This is a genomic window from Rhodococcus sp. HM1 (assembly GCF_023218075.1).
Classification (GTDB): Bacteria; Actinomycetota; Actinomycetes; order Mycobacteriales; family Mycobacteriaceae; genus Rhodococcus.
Map to the genome: position 1 here is coordinate 45,498 of NZ_JALPTB010000012.1, position 19,826 is coordinate 65,323.

General features: G+C 69.1%; 17 protein-coding genes. 7 read left to right on the top strand and 10 right to left on the bottom strand.

Annotated features, from left to right (window positions below; all coding sequences use genetic code 11):
- Positions 1-25: 25 nt before the first annotated feature.
- The 4 genes from M1M07_RS09100 (at position 26) to M1M07_RS09115 (ending at position 4,713) form a co-directional block, all read left to right on the top strand.
- On the top strand, positions 26-1,138 hold the full coding sequence (locus tag M1M07_RS09100) for an ABC transporter substrate-binding protein (protein WP_197253146.1): 1,113 nt from the start codon (positions 26-28) through the stop codon (positions 1,136-1,138).
- 21 nt (positions 1,139-1,159) lie between these two features.
- Entirely contained in the window at positions 1,160-2,359 is a 1,200-nt protein-coding gene (locus M1M07_RS09105; protein ID WP_197253147.1) for a thiolase family protein, read from the top strand.
- Positions 2,360-2,637: 278 nt separating this feature from the next.
- Positions 2,638-3,483 carry a 3-hydroxyacyl-CoA dehydrogenase family protein gene (locus M1M07_RS09110; protein WP_197253148.1) on the top strand — a complete coding sequence of 282 codons (846 nt, stop codon included), beginning with the start codon at positions 2,638-2,640 and terminating at the stop codon, positions 3,481-3,483.
- Positions 3,484-3,510: 27 nt separating this feature from the next.
- Positions 3,511-4,713 carry an MFS transporter gene (locus M1M07_RS09115; RefSeq protein ID WP_197253149.1) on the top strand — a complete coding sequence of 401 codons (1,203 nt, stop codon included), beginning with the start codon at positions 3,511-3,513 and terminating at the stop codon, positions 4,711-4,713.
- A gap of 477 nt (positions 4,714-5,190) precedes the next feature.
- On the opposite strand, the gene pgl is transcribed toward M1M07_RS09115, so the two are convergent.
- Genes pgl through tkt form a run of 5 tightly spaced genes read right to left on the bottom strand, consistent with a single transcriptional unit; the run spans position 5,191 to position 11,639 of the window.
- Positions 5,191-5,943, bottom strand: a complete 753-nt coding sequence (gene pgl, locus M1M07_RS09120) for a 6-phosphogluconolactonase (protein ID WP_197253150.1) — start codon at positions 5,941-5,943, stop codon at positions 5,191-5,193.
- Entirely contained in the window at positions 5,936-6,844 is a 909-nt protein-coding gene (gene opcA / locus M1M07_RS09125; RefSeq protein WP_368862560.1) for a glucose-6-phosphate dehydrogenase assembly protein OpcA, read from the bottom strand. The genes pgl and opcA overlap by 8 nt, the downstream gene beginning before the upstream one ends.
- Entirely contained in the window at positions 6,841-8,382 is a 1,542-nt protein-coding gene (zwf, locus tag M1M07_RS09130) for a glucose-6-phosphate dehydrogenase (protein ID WP_248673918.1), read from the bottom strand. The genes opcA and zwf overlap by 4 nt, the downstream gene beginning before the upstream one ends.
- Before the next feature lie 2 nt (positions 8,383-8,384).
- Positions 8,385-9,530 carry a transaldolase gene (tal, locus tag M1M07_RS09135; RefSeq protein ID WP_197253152.1) on the bottom strand — a complete coding sequence of 382 codons (1,146 nt, stop codon included), beginning with the start codon at positions 9,528-9,530 and terminating at the stop codon, positions 8,385-8,387.
- Between the two features lie 6 nt (positions 9,531-9,536).
- Positions 9,537-11,639, bottom strand: a complete 2,103-nt coding sequence (tkt, locus tag M1M07_RS09140) for a transketolase (protein WP_248673938.1) — start codon at positions 11,637-11,639, stop codon at positions 9,537-9,539.
- Positions 11,640-11,860: 221 nt separating this feature from the next.
- Here tkt and M1M07_RS09145 point away from each other — a divergent pair, with 221 nt between their 5' ends.
- Complete coding sequence (locus M1M07_RS09145) at positions 11,861-12,838, top strand: heme o synthase (RefSeq protein ID WP_197253153.1); 978 nt, start codon at positions 11,861-11,863, stop codon at positions 12,836-12,838.
- 107 nt (positions 12,839-12,945) lie between these two features.
- On the opposite strand, the gene M1M07_RS09150 is transcribed toward M1M07_RS09145, so the two are convergent.
- The gene (locus M1M07_RS09150) at positions 12,946-13,911 is read right to left on the bottom strand and encodes a quinone oxidoreductase (RefSeq protein WP_197253154.1); all 966 of its coding nucleotides are present in this window, start codon (positions 13,909-13,911) and stop codon (positions 12,946-12,948) included.
- A gap of 22 nt (positions 13,912-13,933) precedes the next feature.
- Here M1M07_RS09150 and M1M07_RS09155 point away from each other — a divergent pair, with 22 nt between their 5' ends.
- The gene (locus M1M07_RS09155) at positions 13,934-14,281 is read left to right on the top strand and encodes a hypothetical protein (RefSeq protein WP_197253155.1); all 348 of its coding nucleotides are present in this window, start codon (positions 13,934-13,936) and stop codon (positions 14,279-14,281) included.
- A 71-nt stretch (positions 14,282-14,352) separates the two neighbouring features.
- Here M1M07_RS09155 and M1M07_RS09160 read toward each other — a convergent pair whose 3' ends face one another.
- Genes M1M07_RS09160 through mptB form a run of 4 tightly spaced genes read right to left on the bottom strand, consistent with a single transcriptional unit; the run spans position 14,353 to position 18,781 of the window.
- Positions 14,353-15,321: a COX15/CtaA family protein gene (locus M1M07_RS09160; RefSeq protein ID WP_197253156.1), complete on the bottom strand. Its 969-nt coding sequence runs from the start codon at positions 15,319-15,321 to the stop codon at positions 14,353-14,355.
- Between the two features lie 60 nt (positions 15,322-15,381).
- Positions 15,382-16,182, bottom strand: a complete 801-nt coding sequence (locus tag M1M07_RS09165; RefSeq protein ID WP_197253157.1) for an ABC transporter permease — start codon at positions 16,180-16,182, stop codon at positions 15,382-15,384.
- Positions 16,179-17,123 (bottom strand): ABC transporter ATP-binding protein, encoded by a 945-nt coding sequence (locus M1M07_RS09170; RefSeq protein ID WP_197253158.1) that lies wholly within the window; start codon positions 17,121-17,123, stop codon positions 16,179-16,181. The genes M1M07_RS09165 and M1M07_RS09170 overlap by 4 nt, the downstream gene beginning before the upstream one ends.
- Positions 17,120-18,781, bottom strand: coding sequence for a polyprenol phosphomannose-dependent alpha 1,6 mannosyltransferase MptB (mptB, locus tag M1M07_RS09175; protein ID WP_248673939.1), 1,662 nt, complete (start codon positions 18,779-18,781; stop codon positions 17,120-17,122). Before mptB ends, M1M07_RS09170 begins: the two co-directional genes overlap by 4 nt.
- Before the next feature lie 176 nt (positions 18,782-18,957).
- On the opposite strand from mptB, the gene M1M07_RS09180 reads away from it, so the two are divergent.
- Positions 18,958-19,770, top strand: coding sequence for a transcriptional regulator (locus tag M1M07_RS09180; RefSeq protein ID WP_308200788.1), 813 nt, complete (start codon positions 18,958-18,960; stop codon positions 19,768-19,770).
- Positions 19,771-19,826: the final 56 nt, after the last annotated feature.

Below are 19,826 nucleotides of genomic sequence, written 5' to 3' on the forward strand. Positions count from 1 at the left end.
GCTCCGACACCATCGAGGTTCACACATGAAGCGCATCGCTCTGGCAGCGTTGGCCACCGCTACGGCCTTGACATTGACCGCCTGCGGTACAGCCCCGCAGTCCACCGTCGAGGAATTGCTTCCGCTGCCGTCGATCAGCACCGACAACGGTCTGGTGATCGACGGGGAAGAAATCGCCGACGCCGAACTCTACGCCGCCGCCCGCGAACACTCCGTCAGCCTGGCCAGCGGAATGAGTTACGAAGCCGAACAACTGACCGTCGAGCGGTTCACCCAGGAGACAGGTATCGAGGTCGAATTCACCCGGATGCCCTCGAACAAACTCCTCGAACGGGTGCTCAGCGAGGCAGGAGCAGGCCGTCTCTCGGTCGACGTCATCCGCACCACAGACATGAAGGCGGCCACCACGCTCGCCGACAACGACGTCCTCGTTGCGTACACCACCCCGAATCAGGAGCAGCTGAACGCCGACGGCGTCGTGTTCGACGAGGGGAAGTTCGTCTCGAGCTTCTATTCGCTGTACTCGTTCGCGTTCAACAACCGCGTGCTTACCGGTGACCAGGTACCCGCGAACTGGGAAGACCTGCTCGACGAATCCCTACGCGAACGCATCGGTCTCGTCCAGGTCGGCGCCGGCAGCTACAACCTGGCGCTGATGGACTTTCTGATCCGCACCTTCGGCGAAGACTATCTCGCGCAGATGGGAGAGCTGTCTCCCCGCGTCTACGACAGCGCCTCGGTGCAGATCGAAGCGCTCACACGCGGCGAGATCGCGGTGGCGACACTCGGGCTGAACAACGGAGTCGCGCTGGCCCGCTCGGGAGCACCGGTGACGATGGTCCTCCCCGCCGCAGGAGCCTCGGGAGCCTACACCCCCCTCGGGCTGACCACTCGTGGGCAGGACAACCCCGCCGCACAAGTCTTCATGAACTGGCAGATGTCGAAATCCGGCCAACGTTTCGCTGCCGCTCAGGGATTCGTCCCCTCCCGTTCGGATCTGGGAGAACTCGCCAGCAACGGCTACGTGCTCCCCGGACCCGACGATCCGACTTTCCAGGTGTTCACTCCAGAAGATCAAGCCGCACGTCAGAAAGATGTCGTCGCCGTATGGAAAGACGCCTTCAACTACAACAGCTGACCTACCTTCCGAAGGAACCATATGACAGAGGTGTTCTTGATCGACGGTGTCCGCACACCGATCGGCAAATACGGTGGTGCCCTGGCGCACCGGCGCCCGGACGATCTCGCCGCCCAGGTATTGGGTAACGTCCTCGAACGCGCTCGAGTGCCCACCGAGTGCGTGGACGAAGTGATCTTCGGTGCCACCAACCAGGCCGGAGAAGACAATCGCAACGTCGCACGGATGGCGCTCCTGCTCGCAGGACTTCCGCACAGCATCCCGGGGTACACGGTAAATCGACTCTGCGCCAGCGGGTTGACAGCGATTATCACTGCGGCCCAGTCGATTCGCTGCGGTGACGCCGACGTCGTCGTTGCCGGCGGCACCGAATCGATGACTCGCGCACCCTGGGTCTCGGCCAAACCGACCAAGGCCTGGGCCGGGCCCGGCCCGACCTTCGACACCGCCATCGGCTGGCGCTTCACCAATCCGGCCTTCCTCGACCACGACGCCGCCACTGACGAACCGATCACCCTGAGCATGGGAGAAACCGCCGAAGAGGTCGCTGCTCTGCACAACATCACCCGCACTCGTAGCGACACCTTCGCCCTGCGCAGCCATGCCCGAGCTGTCGACGCCATCGACAACGGCCGCTTCGACGACGAAATCGTCCCCGTCCCGCACGGGGACAAGTCGGTGACTCAGGATGAGAATCCACGGCGCGCTCTGGACCTGGATACCCTGGCCGGATTGCGGACCGTGTTCCGCACCGACGGCATCGTCACCGCCGGGTCGTCATCGGCGCTGGCGGACGGAGCCGCGGCCGTCGTTCTGGCCAGCGCGGAGGCGGTCACCCGCCACGGGCTGGTCCCCAAGGCTCGCATCGTTGCCAACGCTGCCGCCGGGGTCGCCCCCCATCTGATGGGGCTGGGGCCGGTACCTGCCACACACAAGGCACTCGCCCGCGCCGGCTGGAGCACAAACGATCTGGACGCGGTCGAACTCAACGAAGCTTTCGCCGCCCAAGCCCTGGCCGTCCTCGACGAACTCGACCTCGATCCCGAAATTGTCAACCGCAACGGTGGTGCCATCGCTCTGGGGCATCCGCTCGGCAGTTCCGGCGCCCGGATCGTGGTGACACTGCTGGCCCGAATGAAACAGGAACGTGCGCGCCGCGCCATGGCCTCCTTGTGCGTGGGGGTAGGTCAAGGAGTCAGCCTGCTCATCGAAGCCGCGTAGGCGCACGTCGCTGACATATCAGCTGCCGAATGCCGAGAACAGGGCCTACAGGTGCGCTTTGCCACGTCCTGCCTGATTCTCGGCGCCTCGAGTCTGCTTACAGCCGCACCGATGCTGGTCGGCCCGAACCAGGGTCCAGCCGGCCGGCTGCGCTCGCGCTCCGACGCCCTCGTCTTCGACGAACTTGTCGAAACGCCACAACGAGTCGATCTCAGTTGAGGTCATCGAACCCGCGATCGACTCTCGCCATGGAACAGATCTCAGCAGAAGAGGAAGATATGAACACTATCCCGAAGACCGTCGGTGTCCTCGGCGGCGGCAGGATGGGCGCCGGAATCGCCCAGGTGTTCGCCGCCGCCGGTGCTCAACTGGTGGTCACCGAACCCGCCGATCCCACCGGGGTCCTCGACCGCGTCGCCCGAGGGCTCGAGCACTCGGACAAACGAGGACTGCTCGACGACACGCCTCAGAACATTCTCCGGCGCATCGAGGTCGTCGGTACACCGTCGGAACTGCCGACCGAGACCGAACTCGTGATCGAGGCAGTACCCGAGGTACCCGAGATCAAGGTTGCGGTGCTGGCCGAAGCGGAGAACCGGATCGCCGATACGGCCGTTCTCGCCAGCAACACAAGCTCTTTGAGCATCGGGGAGCTGGCATCGGTACTACGACGACCGGAGCGGTTCCTGGGTACCCACTTCTTCAACCCGGTACCGGCCTCGGCTCTCCTGGAGATCGTCCGGACCGACAGCACCGATGACAAGGTGGTCACTGCTGCAACCGAGTGGGCAACCGAACTCGGAAAGACGCCGATCGTCGTGAACGACTCACCCGGATTCGCGACCAGCCGGCTCGGCGTGATGCTGGGGCTCGAGGCTATCCGTATGGTCGAGGAAGGTGTCACCGACGTCGAATCCATCGACAGGGCAATGGAACTCGGATATCGACACCCCGTGGGTCCACTGCGCTCCACGGACCTGGTGGGTCTGGACATCCGACTCGCAGTCGCCGAATATCTGCACGACAAACTCGGCGAGCGATTCGCGCCGCCGTCCCTGTTGCGCACCATGGTCGCCCGCGGCGATCTGGGAAAGAAGACCGGGCAGGGCTTCTACGCCTGGTAACCCTCCGCGTACAGGAACGAGTCCGGAATGAAGCACTGGTATACCCACGTCCTGATTCTGACGGCCTTCACTCAGGCGACCTACTCCGGTGCCCGAGTCCTCGTCTCCTACCGAGTCCTCGAACTCGGAGGCAGCGTCGCTCTGATCGGCATACTGACCGCAGTGTTCTCCTTGGCGCCACTCCTGCTGGCCGTGCCGACCGGACGGGCTGTGGACCGGCGGCACGCACTGGCCGTGCTGCGATCCGGTGTCGTTCTCACGGTCGTCGCTCCGGCGCTCATAGCCATCGGTCCCGGCCTCACTGCCACGACCGCGGGATTCGTTCTTCTCGGATTCGCGCAGATGCTGACCACCGTCGCCGGTCAGGGCATCGTCTCGGCGATGTCCTCACCGCGACGCAGGGACCGTCGTTTCGGGGGTTGGAGTCTGGCAGTGTCCCTGGGGCAGCTCGTCGGAATTCCCCTCGCTGGAGTACTGGCAGCAACAGGAGTCGGAGGCGGGACAACGGGAACAACGGTCGCCCTCGGTGCCATGGCGGCCGTAGCACTCGTTGCGGTCCCGTTCGGGTGGTTGATTTCCCGCCAGGACCGCCGCGCCGATTCCAGCCTATTGGAGTACCAAAAACGTTCGCTGCCCTCGCTTTTGGGCGAAAGGGGTATGAAACCGGCGATCTACAGCAGTCTGATGGTGTTGGTAGCACTCGATCTGCTGGCAGCTTACCTGCCGGTCCTGGGGGAACAGTTGGGGTTGAGCGTGCTGGCAGTGACAGTTCTGCTGACTGTCCGCACCCTCGCAGCCATTGTCTCCCGTCTCTTGCTGCCGACAATGCTGCGATATATCGATCGAAAATCGCTGTTGATCAGCGCTCCGATCCTCTCTGCTGCCCCGATGGCACTGGTCGCCGTGGTGTCCGATCAGGTTGTCATCGGTGTGCTGCTGGCGGTCGCGGGATTCTTCTGGGGAGTCGGTCAACCACTCACCATGACCTGGGTTGTGGAGATCGCGGGGCGATCCGATCAAGCCGCGGCCTTGTCGCTGCGTTTGACTGCCAATCGGCTCGGACAGGTTGTCATCCCTGCGGGCGCAGGCGTTGCGTCGGGGATTACGGGTATCGGTGCGGTATTCATCGTCACCGGGATCCTCCTTGCCTGCGCCGGAGGTACTACTTGGCGCAGTCTCAGAGCATCCACCGAGAGGAAGGAGACGAGCCCCGTGCTCGCGGCGCGGTGAGGTGAGTTCTTGCATCCGATCGAACGGGTTCTACGCAACGGCCGGTGAGAGCGTGCTGAATCGGTCGTTCCGGTCAGGACAATGCGGATTGCGTCGGTTGACCGGATCGGTCGGCACTTCCACGCTGAGCGGTGCCCTGCCGTCGGACACGGGGGCGCCACCGTCATCTGTCGACCACAACGGTACGGGGGATTCGGGTTGTGCGAACGGAGTGGAACCGACCGAGTGAGCGCCGCGTCGAAAGAGGTAAGGACGAGCACTGTCGTCCCCGACGGGGGAGGAACACCGACCATGGAACCACGCTCGACGCACTGCGTACGCACACGATCGCGAATGGGCTTGCTGCGCACGGCATCCCGGCCGCGAAGCGCGATCAGGCTGGGATGCGGCACGCCGGCCGGGGACGGAACGCCGGGCTCGGACACCCGCCCGGACGACACCCGCAGCGACGGACGGGAACGATGACCGCCCGCGTGCTCAGGCGTCCGGCAGACCCGCCGCCGCCTCGGTGTCGACGAACCACACCGTCTGCTCGAGACCGCGCGCCCCGGCCGCCGGGATATCGACCGGATCGGCGCCGGCCACCGCAGCCGCGACCGCGTCGGCCTTCGCCGCGCCGGTCACCAGGAACCACACCTGCCGCGAGCGGCGAACCGCGGGCAACGTCAACGTGACCCGCGCCGGCGGCGGCTTCGGGGAATCGTCGACGCCGACGACGAACTTCTCGGACTCGCGCACCGCGGCGGTGTCCGGGAACAGCGAATTGATGTGGCCTTCCCCGCCCATCCCGAGCAGATGCACATCGAACGTGGGCACCGTGCCGTCGGGGGAGTGCGCGGCCAGCACCCGCGCGTACGCCTCGGCGGAAGTCGCTGGGGACGCGCCGCCCGGTTCCCCGAGCGCCGGCATCACGTGGATGCGCGCGGGATCGATCGGCACCCGATCGAGCAGCGCCGCCCGCGCCTGCACCTCGTTGCGGTCCGGGTCGCCCGGGGGCAGGAACCGCTCGTCGCCGAAGTACACGTCGATCGCGGACCAGTCGATGCCGCCCTGCTCCCGGCACACCTGCTCGAGCACCGCGATGCCGGTGCCGCCGCCGGTCAGCACCACCGACGCGCTCACCCGCTCACGCTGCGCGGTGACCACCGCGTCGACGAACGCGGACGCCGCCGCGCCGACCAGTGCCTCGCTCGAGGCGAAACGTTCGACGCGGACCGGTGCATCAGACATATTCCACCTTCGAGATGCCGTTGAGTGCAGAGTGGTAGACCTCGTCGGGGTCGAGCCGTCGCAGTTCCTCGGCGAGGCACTCCCACGAGTCCCGACGCGCCAGGGTGATCAGCGAATCCGGTTTCCCGGTGCGCTTGAGCGTGGCGACGCGCCCGTCCTGCGGACGCACCAGCTCGATCGTCTGCGACCGGGTGCGCAGCTCCACCTGCAGCTTGCCGATCGCACGCTGCACCGGCCCGTCGATCCGGCTGGCGAGCCAGCCCGCGAGCAGATCCAGCGCAGGCTCGTTCGCCAGCCCCGACACACGCGCCGACTCGATCGGCTCGTGCGGGGCCTGGTCGAGCGCCGACACCAGCAGCGCCCGCCAGTAGGTGATGCGGCCCCACGCCAGGTCGGTGTCGCCGGGGGTGTATCCGGCGCGCCGGGAAGCGATCGAGGCCATCGGATCGGCGTCGTTGGTGGCATCGGTCAACCGGCGCACCGCCAGGCGACCCACCGGGTCCTTCGCGGGAACCTCCGGCGGCGACGTCGGCCACCACACGACGATCGGGGTGTCCGGCAGCAGGAACGGCACGATCACCGACTCCTGATGGTCCGCGAGGGGTCCGTGCAACGCGAGGATCAGCACCTCGGACGCGCCGGCATCGCCACCGAGACGGATCTCGGCGTCCATGCGCGGGACGTCGCCGTCGTTGACCCGGCCGACGACGATGACGCGACACGGATGTTCGCGGGCCGCGGCGGTCGCGGCGGCGATCGCCGGTTCGAGACCGCGACCGCCGTCGGTGCACACCACGAGCGTGAGCACGCGGCCCTGCGTGACGACCCCACCGTTGCGGCGCAGCTCCACGAGCTTCTTGCCGATGTCGATCGCGGTCGCGTTGCGCAGCTGAACCCTCACGGTCGCCTCCATTCGCGGCCGGAGCGGCGCAGCATCTCGTCCGCCGACGGCGGGCCCCAGGTCCCGGCCTCGTACGGTTCCGGGACACCGTGGGCGGCCCAGTGCTCGAGCACCGGATCGAGGATCTTCCAGGACAACTCGACCTCTTCGTCGACCGGGAACAGCGACGGTTCGCCGAGCAGCACGTCGAGGATCAGCCGCTCGTACGCCTCCGGCGACGACTCGGTGAACGCCTGGCCGTAGCTGAAGTCCATGTTCACGTCCCGGACCTCCATCGAGGACCCGGGCACCTTCGACCCGAACCGGAGCGTGACGCCCTCGTCCGGCTGCACCCGGATCACCAGCGCGTTCTGGCCCAGCTCGGTGGTCATGGTGTCGTCGAACGGCAGGTGCGGCGCCCGCTTGAACACGATCGCGATCTCGGTGACGCGACGCCCCAGCCGCTTGCCGGTGCGCAGATAGAACGGCACGCCCGCCCAACGGCGGGTGTTGATCTCACAGGTGATCGCCGCGAACGTCTCCGTCGTCGAGTCCGGCGCGAAACCCTGCTCCTCGTGCAACCCGACGACCTCGCCGCCGTTCTGCCAGCCCGCGACGTACTGTCCGCGCGCGGTGGTCTCGTCGAGCGGTTCGGCGAGCCGCGTCGCCGAGAGCACCTTGATCTTCTCGGCCCGCAGTTCGGCCGGATCGAAGCTGATCGGTTCCTCCATCGCGATGAACGCGAGCAGCTGCAGCAGATGGTTCTGGATGACGTCGCGCGCGGCGCCGATGCCGTCGTAGTATCCGGCGCGGCCCCCGAGCCCGATGTCCTCGGCCATGGTGATCTGCACGTGGTCGACGTAGTGGGCGTTCCACAGCGGATCGAACAGCTGGTTCGCGAATCGCATCGCCAGGATGTTCTGCACCGTTTCCTTGCCGAGGTAGTGGTCGATGCGGAACACCGAATCCTCGGGAAACACCTCGCCGACAACGGCATTGAGCGCGCGGGCGCTGGCCAGGTCGTGCCCGAACGGCTTCTCGATCACGACGCGGCTCCAGCGCCCGTCCTCCGAGCCGGCCAGACCCGAACGCGACAGCTGCGAGCACACCACCGGGAACGAATCCGGCGGAATCGACAGGTAGAACGCGTGATTGCCGCCCGTGCCCCGGATCTTGTCGAGCTCGGCGAGGGTCGTCGCGAGCTGGGCGAACGCGTCCTCGTCGTCGAAGCTGCCCTGGACGAAGCGGATCCCCTCGGCGAGTCGCTGCCACACCTCCTCCCGGAAGGGGGTGCGCGAGTTCGCCCTGACCGCGTCGTGCACGATCCGGCCGAAATCCTCGTCCACCCAGTCCCTTCGGGCGAAGCCGATCAAAGCGAACCCGGGCGGCAGCAGGCCACGATTGGCGAGGTCGTAGACCGCCGGCATCAGCTTCCGGCGGGCCAGGTCGCCGGTGACCCCGAAGATCACCAGCGCACACGGGCCCGCGATGCGGGGAAGCCGCCGATCCCTCTCGTCACGAAGCGGATTGACCCACTCCGCCGCCGCGGGTTCGCTCACCGTCAGCCCTCCGCGCCGGCGGTGTGCGCCGCAAGCTGCTCGGCCGTGGCCGCGATCAGTTCGTTCCAGGACACCTCGAACTTCTCGACGCCCTCGTCCTCGAGCTTGCGGAACACGTCGTTCAGATCGATCCCGGCCTTCTTCAGCGCGGAGAACACGTGCTCGGCGGCGGTGTCGGTGCCCGTGACGGTGTCGCCGGTGATCTCACCGTGGTCGGCGACCGCCTCGAGGGTCTTCTCCGGCATGGTGTTGACGGTGTGCGGCGCCACCAGCTCGGTCACGTACAGCGTGTCCGGGTATGCGGGGTTCTTCACACCGGTCGACGCCCACAGCGCGCGCTGCGGCCGGGCCCCGGCGGCGGCGAGCTGCTCGAAACGCGCACCGGATTCGAAGGCCTTCCGGTAGGCCGCGTACGCCAGGCGAGCGTTGGCGACCCCGGCCTTGCCGCGCAGGGCCAGTGCCTCGTCCGTGCCGATCTCCTCGAGCCGCGCATCGATCTCGGTGTCCACGCGGGAGACGAAGAACGACGCCACCGAGTGGATCTTCGACAGGTCGTGCCCGGCGGCCTTCGCCGCGGTCAGACCGTCGAGGTAGGACTCGATGACCCGCTCGTACCGGTCCACCGAGAAGATCAGCGTCACGTTCACGCTGATGCCCTCGCCGATCACCCGGGCGATCGCGGGCAGGCCGGCGACCGTCGCAGGAATCTTGATGAACAGGTTCGGGCGGTCGACGATCTTCCACAGCTCGATCGCCTGCTTGACGGTGGCGTCCGTCTCGTGGGCGAGTCGCGGATCGACCTCGATCGAGACCCGGCCGTCGACACCGTCGGTCGCCTCGTACACCGGTGCCAGCACGTCGCACGCGGCGCGCACGTCGTCGGTCGTGACGGTGCGGATCGTGGTGTCGACGTCCGAGCCGGCGGCAGCCAGTTCGGTGATCTGCGCGTCGTAGGCGTGGCCCTTCGACAGCGCCGCCTGGAAGATCGACGGGTTGGTGGTGACCCCGACGACCGAACGGGTCGCGACGAGCTCGGCCAGGTTGCCGGACTCGATGCGCTCGCGGGACAGGTCGTCGAGCCACACGGACACGCCTGCGGCCGACAGTGCTGCCAGATTCGCGTTCTGCGTGGTGGTTTCCTGCGTCATGACGATCTATCCCTTCAGTCGCGTCAGCGAGCGGCGTGCAGCGTCGGCGACGGCCTCGGCGGTGATGCCGAACTCGCGGTACAGGGTCTTGTAGTCGGCGGAAGCGCCGTAGTGCTCGAGCGACACGGCCTCGCCGGCGTCGCCGATCAGGCGGTACCACGGCAGCGCCAGCCCCGCCTCGACGGACACGCGGGCCTTCACCGACGGCGGCAGCACCTCGTCGCGGTACGCCTGCTCCTGCTCGAGGAACCAGTCGAGAACCGGCACCGACACGACGCGGGTCGGGACGCCCTCGGCCTCGAGGACCTCACGCGCGGCGACGGCGAGCTGCACCTCGGAACCGGTGGCGAGCAAAAGCACCTCGGGGGTGCCGGTCGACGCCTCGGCGAGCACGTAGGCGCCGCGGGCCACACCCTCGGCGGCCTTCTCGCGGGTGCCCTCGAGCACCGGCACGTCCTGACGGGTCAGGGCGAGCGCGGTCGGGCCCGTCTTGTTCTCCAGCGCGGCCTTCCACGCGAACGACGTCTCGTTGCCGTCCGCGGGGCGGATCACCGCGAGGTTCGGGATCGCGCGCAGCGCGGTGAGGTGCTCGACCGGTTGGTGGGTCGGGCCGTCCTCGCCGAGACCGATCGAATCGTGCGTCCACACATAGATCGACGGGGTCTGCATGAGCGCGGCCAGGCGCACCGCGGGACGCATGTAGTCGGAGAACACGAGGAACGTGCCGCCGTACGGGCGGGTCGGCCCGTGCAGCGCGATGCCGTTGAGGATCGAGCCCATGGCGTGCTCGCGGACACCGAAGTGCAGGGTGCGGCCGTACGGGGTGGCCGTCCAGTCCTTGGTCGAGATCGACTCGGGACCGAACGACTCCGAACCGGGGATAGTGGTGTTGTTCGAACCCGCCAGGTCCGCGGACCCGCCCCACAGCTCCGGCAGGATCGGGCCGAGCGCGGCGAGCGCGTTGCCGGACGCCTTCCGGGTCGCCGGGCCCTTCTCGGCCGGCTCGTAGGTCGGCAGGGCGTCGGTCCAGCCTGCCGGGAACTCGCCGGCCTGCAGGCGGTCGAACAGTTCCTTGCGCTGCGGCTCCCGCTCGGCCCACGCGTCGAACGCGGCCTGCCAGTCGGCGCGGGCCTTCGCCCCGCGGTCGACGACGCGGCGGGTGTGCTCGATCACAGCGGGGTCCACGTCGAAGTTCTTCTCGGGATCGAACCCGAGGAACTTCTTGACCGCGGCGACCTCGTCCGCGCCGAGCGCCGCGCCGTGCACGTCGCCGGTGTTCATCTTCGTCGGGGCCGGGTAGCCGATGACGGTGCGCAGCAGGATCAGCGACGGCTTGTCGGTGACGGCCTTCGCCGCCTCGACCGCCTCGAGGATCGCGGTGACGTTCTCGCCGCCCTCGACGGTCTGCACGTGCCAGCCGTACGCCTCGTAGCGCTTGGCGGTGTCCTCGCTCAGCGCGATCGCGGTGTCGTGCTCGATGGAGATCTTGTTGTCGTCGTAGAAGACGATCAGGTTGCCCAGTTCCTGCACGCCGGCGATCGACGACGCCTCGGAGGTGACGCCCTCCTCGATGTCACCGTCGGACGCGACGACGTAGATGTGGTGGTCGAACGGGCTGGTGCCCTCCGCCGCCTCCGGGTCGAACAGGCCGCGCTCCCGCCGAGCGGCCATCGCCATGCCCACCGCGGAGGCCAGACCCTGGCCGAGCGGGCCGGTGGTCATCTCGACACCCGCGGTGTGCCCGAACTCGGGGTGGCCGGGGGTCAGCGAACCCCACGTGCGCAGCGCCTCGAGGTCGGCCAGCTCCAAGCCGTAGCCGGACAGGTAGAGCTGGATGTAGAGGGTCAGGCTCGAGTGGCCGCAGGACAGGACGAACCGGTCGCGGCCGACCCACTGCGGGTCGGTGGGGTCGTGGCGCAGCACCCGCTGGTACAGCGTGTACGCCAGCGGCGCCAGGCTCATCGCGGTGCCCGGATGCCCGTTGCCGACCTTCTGCACGGCGTCCGCAGCAAGCACACGGGCGGTGTCGACGGCCTTGGTGTCCAGATCGGTCCAGTCGGCGGGGTGAACCGCCGCGGTGAGGGTGCGGATCTCGTCGGTGATCGACACGAGCTTCAAGTCTCCTGACATGGGTGTACGGGATGCCTGCGACCGCGAATGCGTCGCGCGCCCTCCCAGCCTAATGGCCGCGGCGGCCCCGTGCGGCCTACGGGTCGATTCGGCCGAGGCCTGTCCGCGGTCTACCATCGACCGTAGTAGTGCGCGTCCGTGATCGGGCGGCGGTCGGCGGGCGAGCGAAGGTGTGTATTCGCGTGGTGCAAGGAGACAGTGTGCGGGCAGGGCGACGGCCGGGAGGACACGGCTTCGGTGCCCCGGAAGCCCCCAGCGCCCCGCGGCCGGACACCCCGTGGGGCCGGATCTCGGGCACCGTGCTCGCCTACATCGCGCTGACCAAGCCGCGCGTCATCGAGTTGCTGCTGGTCGCGACCATCCCGGCGATGCTGCTCGCCGACCGCGGCAACGTCGATCTCGTTCTCATCCTCAGCACCCTGTTCGGCGGCTGGATGGGCGCGGCGAGCGCGAACTCGCTCAACTGCGTCGTCGACGCCGACATCGACAAGGTGATGAAGCGCACCGCGCGGCGTCCGCTGGCGCGGCAGGCCGTGCCCACGCGCAACGCGTTCGTGTTCGGCATGGTGCTCGGCATCGCGTCGTTCGCGTGGCTGTGGTGGCGCGCGAATCTGCTCGCCGGGGCGCTCGTCGTCGCGACCATCGCGTTCTATGTGCTCGTCTACACGATGGTGCTCAAGCGTCGTACCTGGCAGAACGTGGTGTGGGGCGGCGCTGCCGGCTGCATGCCGGTGATGGTGGGCTGGGCCGCGGTGACCGGGTCGCTGAGCTGGGAGCCGATCGTGCTGTTCCTGGTGATCTTCTTCTGGACTCCGCCGCACACCTGGGCGCTGGCGATGCGCTACAAGGAGGACTACAAGGCGGCCGGCGTGCCGATGCTCCCCGTGATCGCCACCGAGCAGCACGTCACCAAGCAGATCCTGATCTACACGTGGGCGACGGTGCTGGCCACGCTGGTGCTCGTCCCGGCGGCAGGCGTCGTGTACGCGGCGGTCGCGGTGCTCGCCGGTGCCTGGTTCGTGTTCATCGCCCACCAGCTGTACAACAGCGTGCGCGGGGGCGCGTCCGTCAAGCCGCTCAAGCTGTTCCTGCAGTCGAACAACTACCTCGCGGTGGTGTGCCTGGGCCTGGCCGTCGACTCCGTGCTGGACCTGCCCACCATCGCCTCGTACCTCTGATCTGCTGAACCGACAGCAACGGCGCCGCTCTTCCCGACGGAAGGGCGGCGTTCGTTGCGCGGTGTGCCGTTGTGGCGGCCAGGGCCGCCAATAAGGCACACGGGCGCCTACGGCGCCAGCACGATCGAACCGGTGGTTTTGCGGCCCTCGAGGTCGCGGTGGGCCTGCGCCGCCTCCGCGAGCGGATAGCGCGCCCCGACGCGGATCTTCAGATCACCGGCGGCGATGGCCGCGAAGACGTCACCGGAGCGCCACAGCAGCTCCTGGCGGTCCCGCGTGTAATGCACCAGGGTGGGGCGGGTCAGGAACAGCGATCCGGCGGGGTTGAGCCGCTGCGGATCGAACGGGGGCACCGGGCCGCTCGCGGCACCGAACAGCGCGAGCGTGCCGCGGATCCGCAGCGACGCCAGCGACGCCTCGAAGGTGTCCTTGCCGACCCCGTCGTACACGGCGGCGACGCCCTCGCCGCCGGTCAGTTCCCGCACCCGCTCGGGAAGGTCGTCGCCGTAGCGGAGCACCTCCGCGGCGCCGGCCTCCCGCGACAGCGCCTCCTTCTCGTCCGAGGACACGGTGGTGATGACCCGTACCCCCTTCGCGGTCGCGAGCTGGGTCAGGATCAGGCCGACCCCGCCGGCGCCCGCGTGCATGAGCACCGTCTCCCCGGGCTGCGCCGGATACGTCGACTCGAGCAGGTAGTGCGCGGTCATGCCCTGCAGCAGCGCGGAAGCGGCCTGGTCCGCGGGTACCTCGTCCGGGACCGGCACCGCGACCGCTTCCGGCACGACGACCAGTTCCGCGTAGGAGCCGGGGGCCGCGGCCCAGCACACCCGGTCGCCGACCGCGAACTCGCTGGTTCCGGGCCCGACGGCTTCGACGCGGCCGGTGCCCTCGGACCCGGGTACGTAGGGCAGATCCGTCGCGTACAGGCCGGTGCGGAAGTAGGTGTCGATGTAGTTGACGCCGATGGCGTCCGTGCGGACCAGCAGCTCACCCGGCCCCGGAACGGGATCGGGGAGCTCGGCGGGAACGAGGACGTCGGGACCACCGAACCGTGTCACTTCGATTGCGCGCATGGGCCCACAGTATTCTGCAGGCATGAGCGCTGAAACTCAGGTCGCGGCCGCACCCGCACCCGCCGACGTCGTCTCCTCTCTCCGTTCCTTCGTCGCCGCGCACGGTGATACCGCCAAGGCGGTCCTGCAGCCGATCGGGGAAGCCGGGGTGCGCGTGACCGTCGTCGCCGCCGACGGCACCCTGGGCGATCGTGTCGTCGCCGACCTGGCGACCGCGCACGCGGTCGTCGAGGCGCTGCCGAATGTCACGGTCTCGGACTGGGATCGCGAGGTCACCAGCATCGCCACCCCGCAGCAGGGCCACTGGAAGAAGATGGCCGGCTGGGTCGCGAACCAGACCCGCTTCCCGAAGGCGCGCAACGAGCGCTGACGCCGCCGACACGCGAAACGCCGCGGGCCCACCTCCGTTCCAGGAGGTGGGCCCGCAGCGTCGGATCGTAGTCAGGCGGTGGTGACGGCCTCCGGGCGCGGGGCGGCGACGCGGACGCGGCCGGCGCACCATACCGCGGCGGTCGCGGCCGTGCACAGACCGGCACCGGCCACGTGCAGCACCACGAGCACCGCGGGCACATCCGTCCAGAACTGGACGAGGCCGATGAGCGACTGGGCCAGGACCAGGCCGATCAGCACCTTCAGCCGCAGCTTCACCGCGGCCGGGGCGGCGACGGCGTACAGCGCGAACGCCAGGCCCACCAGGAGCGCCAGGTAGCCGACGAGCAGTTCGGCGTGCAGGTGCACGAGCGTGGTGATGTCGACGTCGAGCCGCGGCACCGGGCGTTCGACACCCTTGTCGCCGGCGTGCGGGCCGGCGCCGGTGACCATCGTTCCGGCGATCAGGACGCCGGCCAGCACGGCCGCGGACAGCGCGGTCAGCCACCGCAGCGGCTGGGGGAGCACCTGCTCGACGACCCCGTCGTCGGGTTCGCCGACCTTGACGAACAGCACGACCGCGAGCCACACCATCAGCATCGAGGCGAGCATGTGGATCGCGACGGTCCACCACGCCAGCCCGGCGAGCACCGTGATGCCGCCGATCACGGCCTGCAGCACGGTGCCGGCGGGCATCAGCCACGCCCAGGCGACGACCTCGCGGCGGCGACGGGCGCGGGTCACGGCGAGCACGATCGCGGCGGAGACGGCGACGACGACGAACGTCAGCAGGCGGTTTCCGAACTCGACGATCTGGTGGATGGTGTGCACGTTGCTGGACACGCCGACCGGCACCAGGGAGCCGGGGAAGCACTGCGGCCAGGTGGGGCATCCGAGGCCCGACGCGGTGACCCGCACGACCGAGCCGGTGACGGCGATGCCGCCCTGCACGACGATGGTGAGGAAGGCGATGATCCGCTGGATCCGCAGCGACGGAAGCGGAAGTCGGTCGACGAGGTTCAGGTAGCCGCGATACAGCACGTTCACGATGGTACGGGTCCGTCCACTACGCGCTGTAGTTGGGCTGGTGGGGTCCGGCCGTCACGTGAATCGGAAGAAGCGCCGGGCCAGCACCGCGCCGACGACGGCCCAGACGGCGAGGATCGTCATCGCGAGCCAGTCCATGCCGCCGAGCACGGCCTCCTCGAGGCCGAGGGCCAGCGCTCCGGACGGGGTCACCCGCGCCAGGTGCACGAGGGCGTCGGGCAGGCCGCCCCCGGCGAGCACGACGCTGCCGATGCCGAGCAGCACGAACCAGATGATGTTCGCCAGGGCGAGCACGATCTCGGCGCGCAGGGTGCCGCCGAGCAGCAGCCCGAGCGTCGCGAACATCACCGTGCCGAGCGCGATGACGACGGCGCCGAGCAGCAGTCCCAGCGGGCTCGGACGCCATCCGAGGGCCACTCCGATAGCACCGAGCAGAATAGATTGCATCGCCACTACGATCGCCACCGCGGCGCTCTTACCTGCGATGATGCCCCACTTCGGGAGGGCGGTCGCGCCGATCCTTTTCAGTGCACCGTATCTGCGGTCGAATCCGACCGCGATTGCCTGACCGGTGAACGCGGTCGACATCACCGCGACCATCATCACCGCCGGCAGGACCCGTTCCACGCGGGGATCGCCGAGATCACCGATCGGCAGCAGGGTCAGGCCGATGAGCAGGGTGATCGGGATGAACATCGTCAGCAGCAACTGCTCGCCGTTGCGCAGCAGCAGCTTGAGCTCCATGCGCGTCTGCGCAGCGAGCATCGCCGCCGGCGTGTTCGGTCGCGGGGCGGGCGCGAAGGTCCCGGCCTCGAACCGGTTGCCCGCCAGTCGATCGTGATGCGTCACGCTCACCCTCTCAACTCCCGTCCGGTCAGGTCGAGGAAGACGTCCTCGAGGCTGCGCTGGTACACGCGGATCTCGCTCACCAGCGCCCCCTGGTCGGCGCACCACGACGCGGCCGCGGTGACCACCGCGGGATCGATCGCGCCCTCGACCAGGTAGCGGCCCGGTTGCGGCTCCCGCACGCGGAACCCGTCGGGCAGCACCGTCCGCAGCGGCGCGAGATCGAGCCCCGCGGAGGCGGACAGCCACAGCTGCTGCTCGGACCCGGTCCGGGCCACCTCCTCGGGCGTTCCGGCGGCGACGACCCGCCCGTGGTCGATGATCACGACCTCGTCGGCCAGTTCCTCGGCCTCGTCCATCAGATGCGTCGTCAGCAGCACCGAGACGCCGTCGCGGCGCAAGGCGTCGATCAGTTCCCACACCAGCAGCCGGGCCTGGGCGTCTAGACCCGCGGTCGGCTCGTCGAGAAACACCAGTTCCGGGCGTCCGACCAGCGCGCACGCCAGCGCCAGCCGCTGCTGCTGACCGCCGGAGAGCCGGCGGTAGGGGGTGCGGCGGGCCTCGTCGAGCCCGAGGCAGTTCAACAGCCACGCCGGGTCGATCGGATTCGCCGAGTACGAGGCGACTAGGTCGAGCATCTCGCCGGCCTTGGAACCGGGGTAGGCGCCGCCGCCCTGCAGCATGACCCCGATCCGGGGTCGCAGTGCCTCCGAATCGACGATCGGATCCAGGCCGAGCACGCGCACGGTGCCGGCGTCGGGGGTCACGAAACCCTCGCACATCTCCACGGTGGTGGTCTTGCCGGCGCCGTTGGGGCCGAGCAGGGCGAGCACCTGGGCGCGCTCGACGGTGAGGTCGAGCTCGTTCACGGCGGTTGTGTCGCCGAATTTCTTGACGACGCCGTTCAGGCGCACCGCAGGCGCCGTACCGGCAGGGGATCTCGAGGTCACGGGTTTCCAGCGTAGGCGTCGGGGGATTCGGCGGGGCGCGGTGGTGTGCGGTCCTCCTCGCGCCACGGCAACCGGTTCCGGGTGAACACGATGAGCAGCCCGACGACGACGACCGTCGCGATCGCGGCCTGCACGATGATGAACGGCTGGTACTCGCCGCCGTTGGGCATCAGAATCACGCTGACCAGCGACGAGAAGGCCACCGTGGGGATCCGGAAGATCGGCCGGGTGGCCCACGCGGCGAGCGGGATCACCGCCCACAGCAGGTACCAGGGCTGCACGACGGGGAACAGCAGAACGATCGCGCCGAGCGAGACCCCGAGCCCGCCGACGGGGTGGATCCGCCCGACGAGCACCGCCAGTAGCATCCGGATTGTGACGAATGCCGCAATCATGGCGGCGATCGGCCGGGTGATCGACAGGATCGCGGTGGTGTGATCGCCCAATCCGAGCAGCACCCCCGCCAGGCCGGTCCCGACCCCGAGCAGCGTGGGGATCGACATCCAGCTGCGCACCTCGGTCGCGGTGCCCAACGTGTTCGTCCAGCCGAGCCCGAGTCCGCTGCCCCAGCTCACCACGGTGATCACCGTCAGCGACACCGCCCCCAGCAGGGCCGCCGCCGCCAGCACCGCCCGCGCGGTGGCGCCCCAGCGTCGTGCCAGCGCCATGCCCACGAATCCGAGCGCGAGCAGCGACGGGACCTTGATCATCGACGACAGTGCGATCAGCGCGGCACCGGCGAGGAGCCACGCGAGGTAGCGGCCCCGCAACGGCGTCCCCGGACCGCCGGCGTGGATGCCGCGCAACGCCAGTTCGAGCCCGGCGAGCATCAGCCCGAGCATGAGCGCCTCGTTGTGGATGCCGGCGACCAGGTGGAACAGCAGCAACGGATTGGCGGCGCCGAGCCACAGCGCGGTCACCGACGCGACACCGCAGCGCCGGGCCAGCCGCGGCAGCGCCCACACGATCAGGGCGACACCGCCGAGCGCGAGCAGCCGGTGCAGGAAGATGCCGAACACGATGTTCTCGCCGGTCAGGAACGTGATGCGTTCCCCGATCCACAGGAACGCCGGCCCGTAGGGCGCGGAGGTCTCGCGCCAGATGTTCGGCACGGTCCGGGTGAGCACGTGGTCGACGCCGAGCGCGCCGGCCGGCCCGATCGCATACGGATCCAGCCCGCGCGCGGCGATCTCACTCTGCGCCAGATAGGAGTAGACGTCCTTGCTGAACATCGGCGGCGCGACGGTCAGCGGCAGAATCCACAGCAGGAGGGTGCGGTCGAGCTGCGATCGGGACAGCCGGCGGGGCTGGCCGTCGGGATCGCGCCGGCCGACGGCGAAGCGGCCGAGCAGCAGCCAGGCCAGCACGACCAGGACGGTGCCGGTCATCGCCAGGGTCAGGGCCGCGCTCGGCATCCGCGCCGGCAACCCCAGCAGCCGCACGCCCTGAACCGGGTTCTGCAGCACCGGCTGGGCGCCCGCGCCGAGGGCGCCGACGCACATCAGGACCGCGCCGGTCGCACCGAACAACCGGATCCGGTGCAACTGGGTGGTCTCGGTGGCGTCGAGGCCGCGGCCTTCGCGTTCGTCGCCGTGCAGCACGGTCACCACGTCGGTGTGGTGACCGCGACCGTCGAGCCCGAGCGCGCGCTTGCCCAGCGTCACGGCCCGGATGCCGACGGTTTCGAAGGCACGGGCGGTCTCGGAGCGGCCCGTTTTCGGGGCCGGGCCGGCCGTGCTGGGTTCGTCGATGGTCGGCGGCACCCGAGCAGCCTATCGGGCCGGTCACGGGCCTATTCCCGGTCCGGCCCGGGGTGTGGGGAAGGGCACCCTTGGTGGACCGGGTTTCCGAATTCCGTCACACTGGTGTTGTGAAATCAGCGACCGAACACCCCGTCGACGAGAAATGCGCAGGTCACGTGCCTGACGCAGGCCTCGCCGCGTCGCGTTCGGGCCGCGATTCGTCGCCGCAGCACGCACAGCACGAGGGCCAGACCCGCGCGGCGGTCGTGCAGCTGCTGCTCGAGGAGGGCCCGATCACGGCCCCGGAGATCGGCAAGCGACTCGGACTCAGCGCCGCCGGTGTCCGCCGGCACCTCGACGCGCTCATCGACAGCGGTGAAGCCCAGGCAGCGGCCCCGCCGCGGCGGCAGGACCGCGGTCGCGGGCGTCCGGCCCGCCGGTTCCAGCTGACCGCAGTCGGCCGCGCCCGGCTCGGGCACACCTACGACGACCTCGCCGGCGCCGCGATGCGGCACCTGCGCGAACTCGGCGGCGACGCCGCCATCGAGGACTTCGCGCGCCGACGGGTGCGCTCGATCCTCGCCGGTGTCGAACCGGCCGCCGGATCCGACGAGATCGAAGCGACCCTCGAGGACATCGCCGAGGCGTTCAGCGCCGCCGGATTCGCCGCGTCCACGCGGCGGGTCGGCACCGGCGTGCAGGTCTGCCAGCATCACTGCCCGGTCTCGCACGTCGCCGAACAGTTCCCGGAACTGTGCGAGGCGGAACAGGAAGCATTCGTCGAGATCCTCGGCACCCACGTCCAGCGGCTCGCGACCATCGCCAACGGCGACAGTTTCTGCACCACCCACGTGCCGCTGCTCCCGGATCCGGCGACCCACGCCCGGACCGACAGCGACCCCTGACCGCCGCGAGCGGTAACCCCCAGCAGCCCAGCCCGTCGGCATCCCAGTCCGTGCCG

Excerpts from the sequence above, each read along its gene's own strand:
- M1M07_RS09150 (WP_197253154.1), bottom strand. The coding sequence starts at position 13,911 with ATGCGCGCAATCGAAGTGACACGGTTCGGTGGTCCCGACGTCCTCGTT.
- M1M07_RS09110 (WP_197253148.1), top strand. The coding sequence starts at position 2,638 with ATGAACACTATCCCGAAGACCGTCGGTGTCCTCGGCGGCGGCAGGATG.
- tal (WP_197253152.1), bottom strand. The coding sequence starts at position 9,530 with ATGACGCAGGAAACCACCACGCAGAACGCGAATCTGGCAGCACTGTCG.
- M1M07_RS09155 (WP_197253155.1), top strand. The coding sequence starts at position 13,934 with ATGAGCGCTGAAACTCAGGTCGCGGCCGCACCCGCACCCGCCGACGTC.
- M1M07_RS09100 (WP_197253146.1), top strand. The coding sequence starts at position 26 with ATGAAGCGCATCGCTCTGGCAGCGTTGGCCACCGCTACGGCCTTGACA.
- M1M07_RS09105 (WP_197253147.1), top strand. The coding sequence starts at position 1,160 with ATGACAGAGGTGTTCTTGATCGACGGTGTCCGCACACCGATCGGCAAA.
- M1M07_RS09115 (WP_197253149.1), top strand. The coding sequence starts at position 3,511 with ATGAAGCACTGGTATACCCACGTCCTGATTCTGACGGCCTTCACTCAG.
- pgl (WP_197253150.1), bottom strand. The coding sequence starts at position 5,943 with ATGTCTGATGCACCGGTCCGCGTCGAACGTTTCGCCTCGAGCGAGGCA.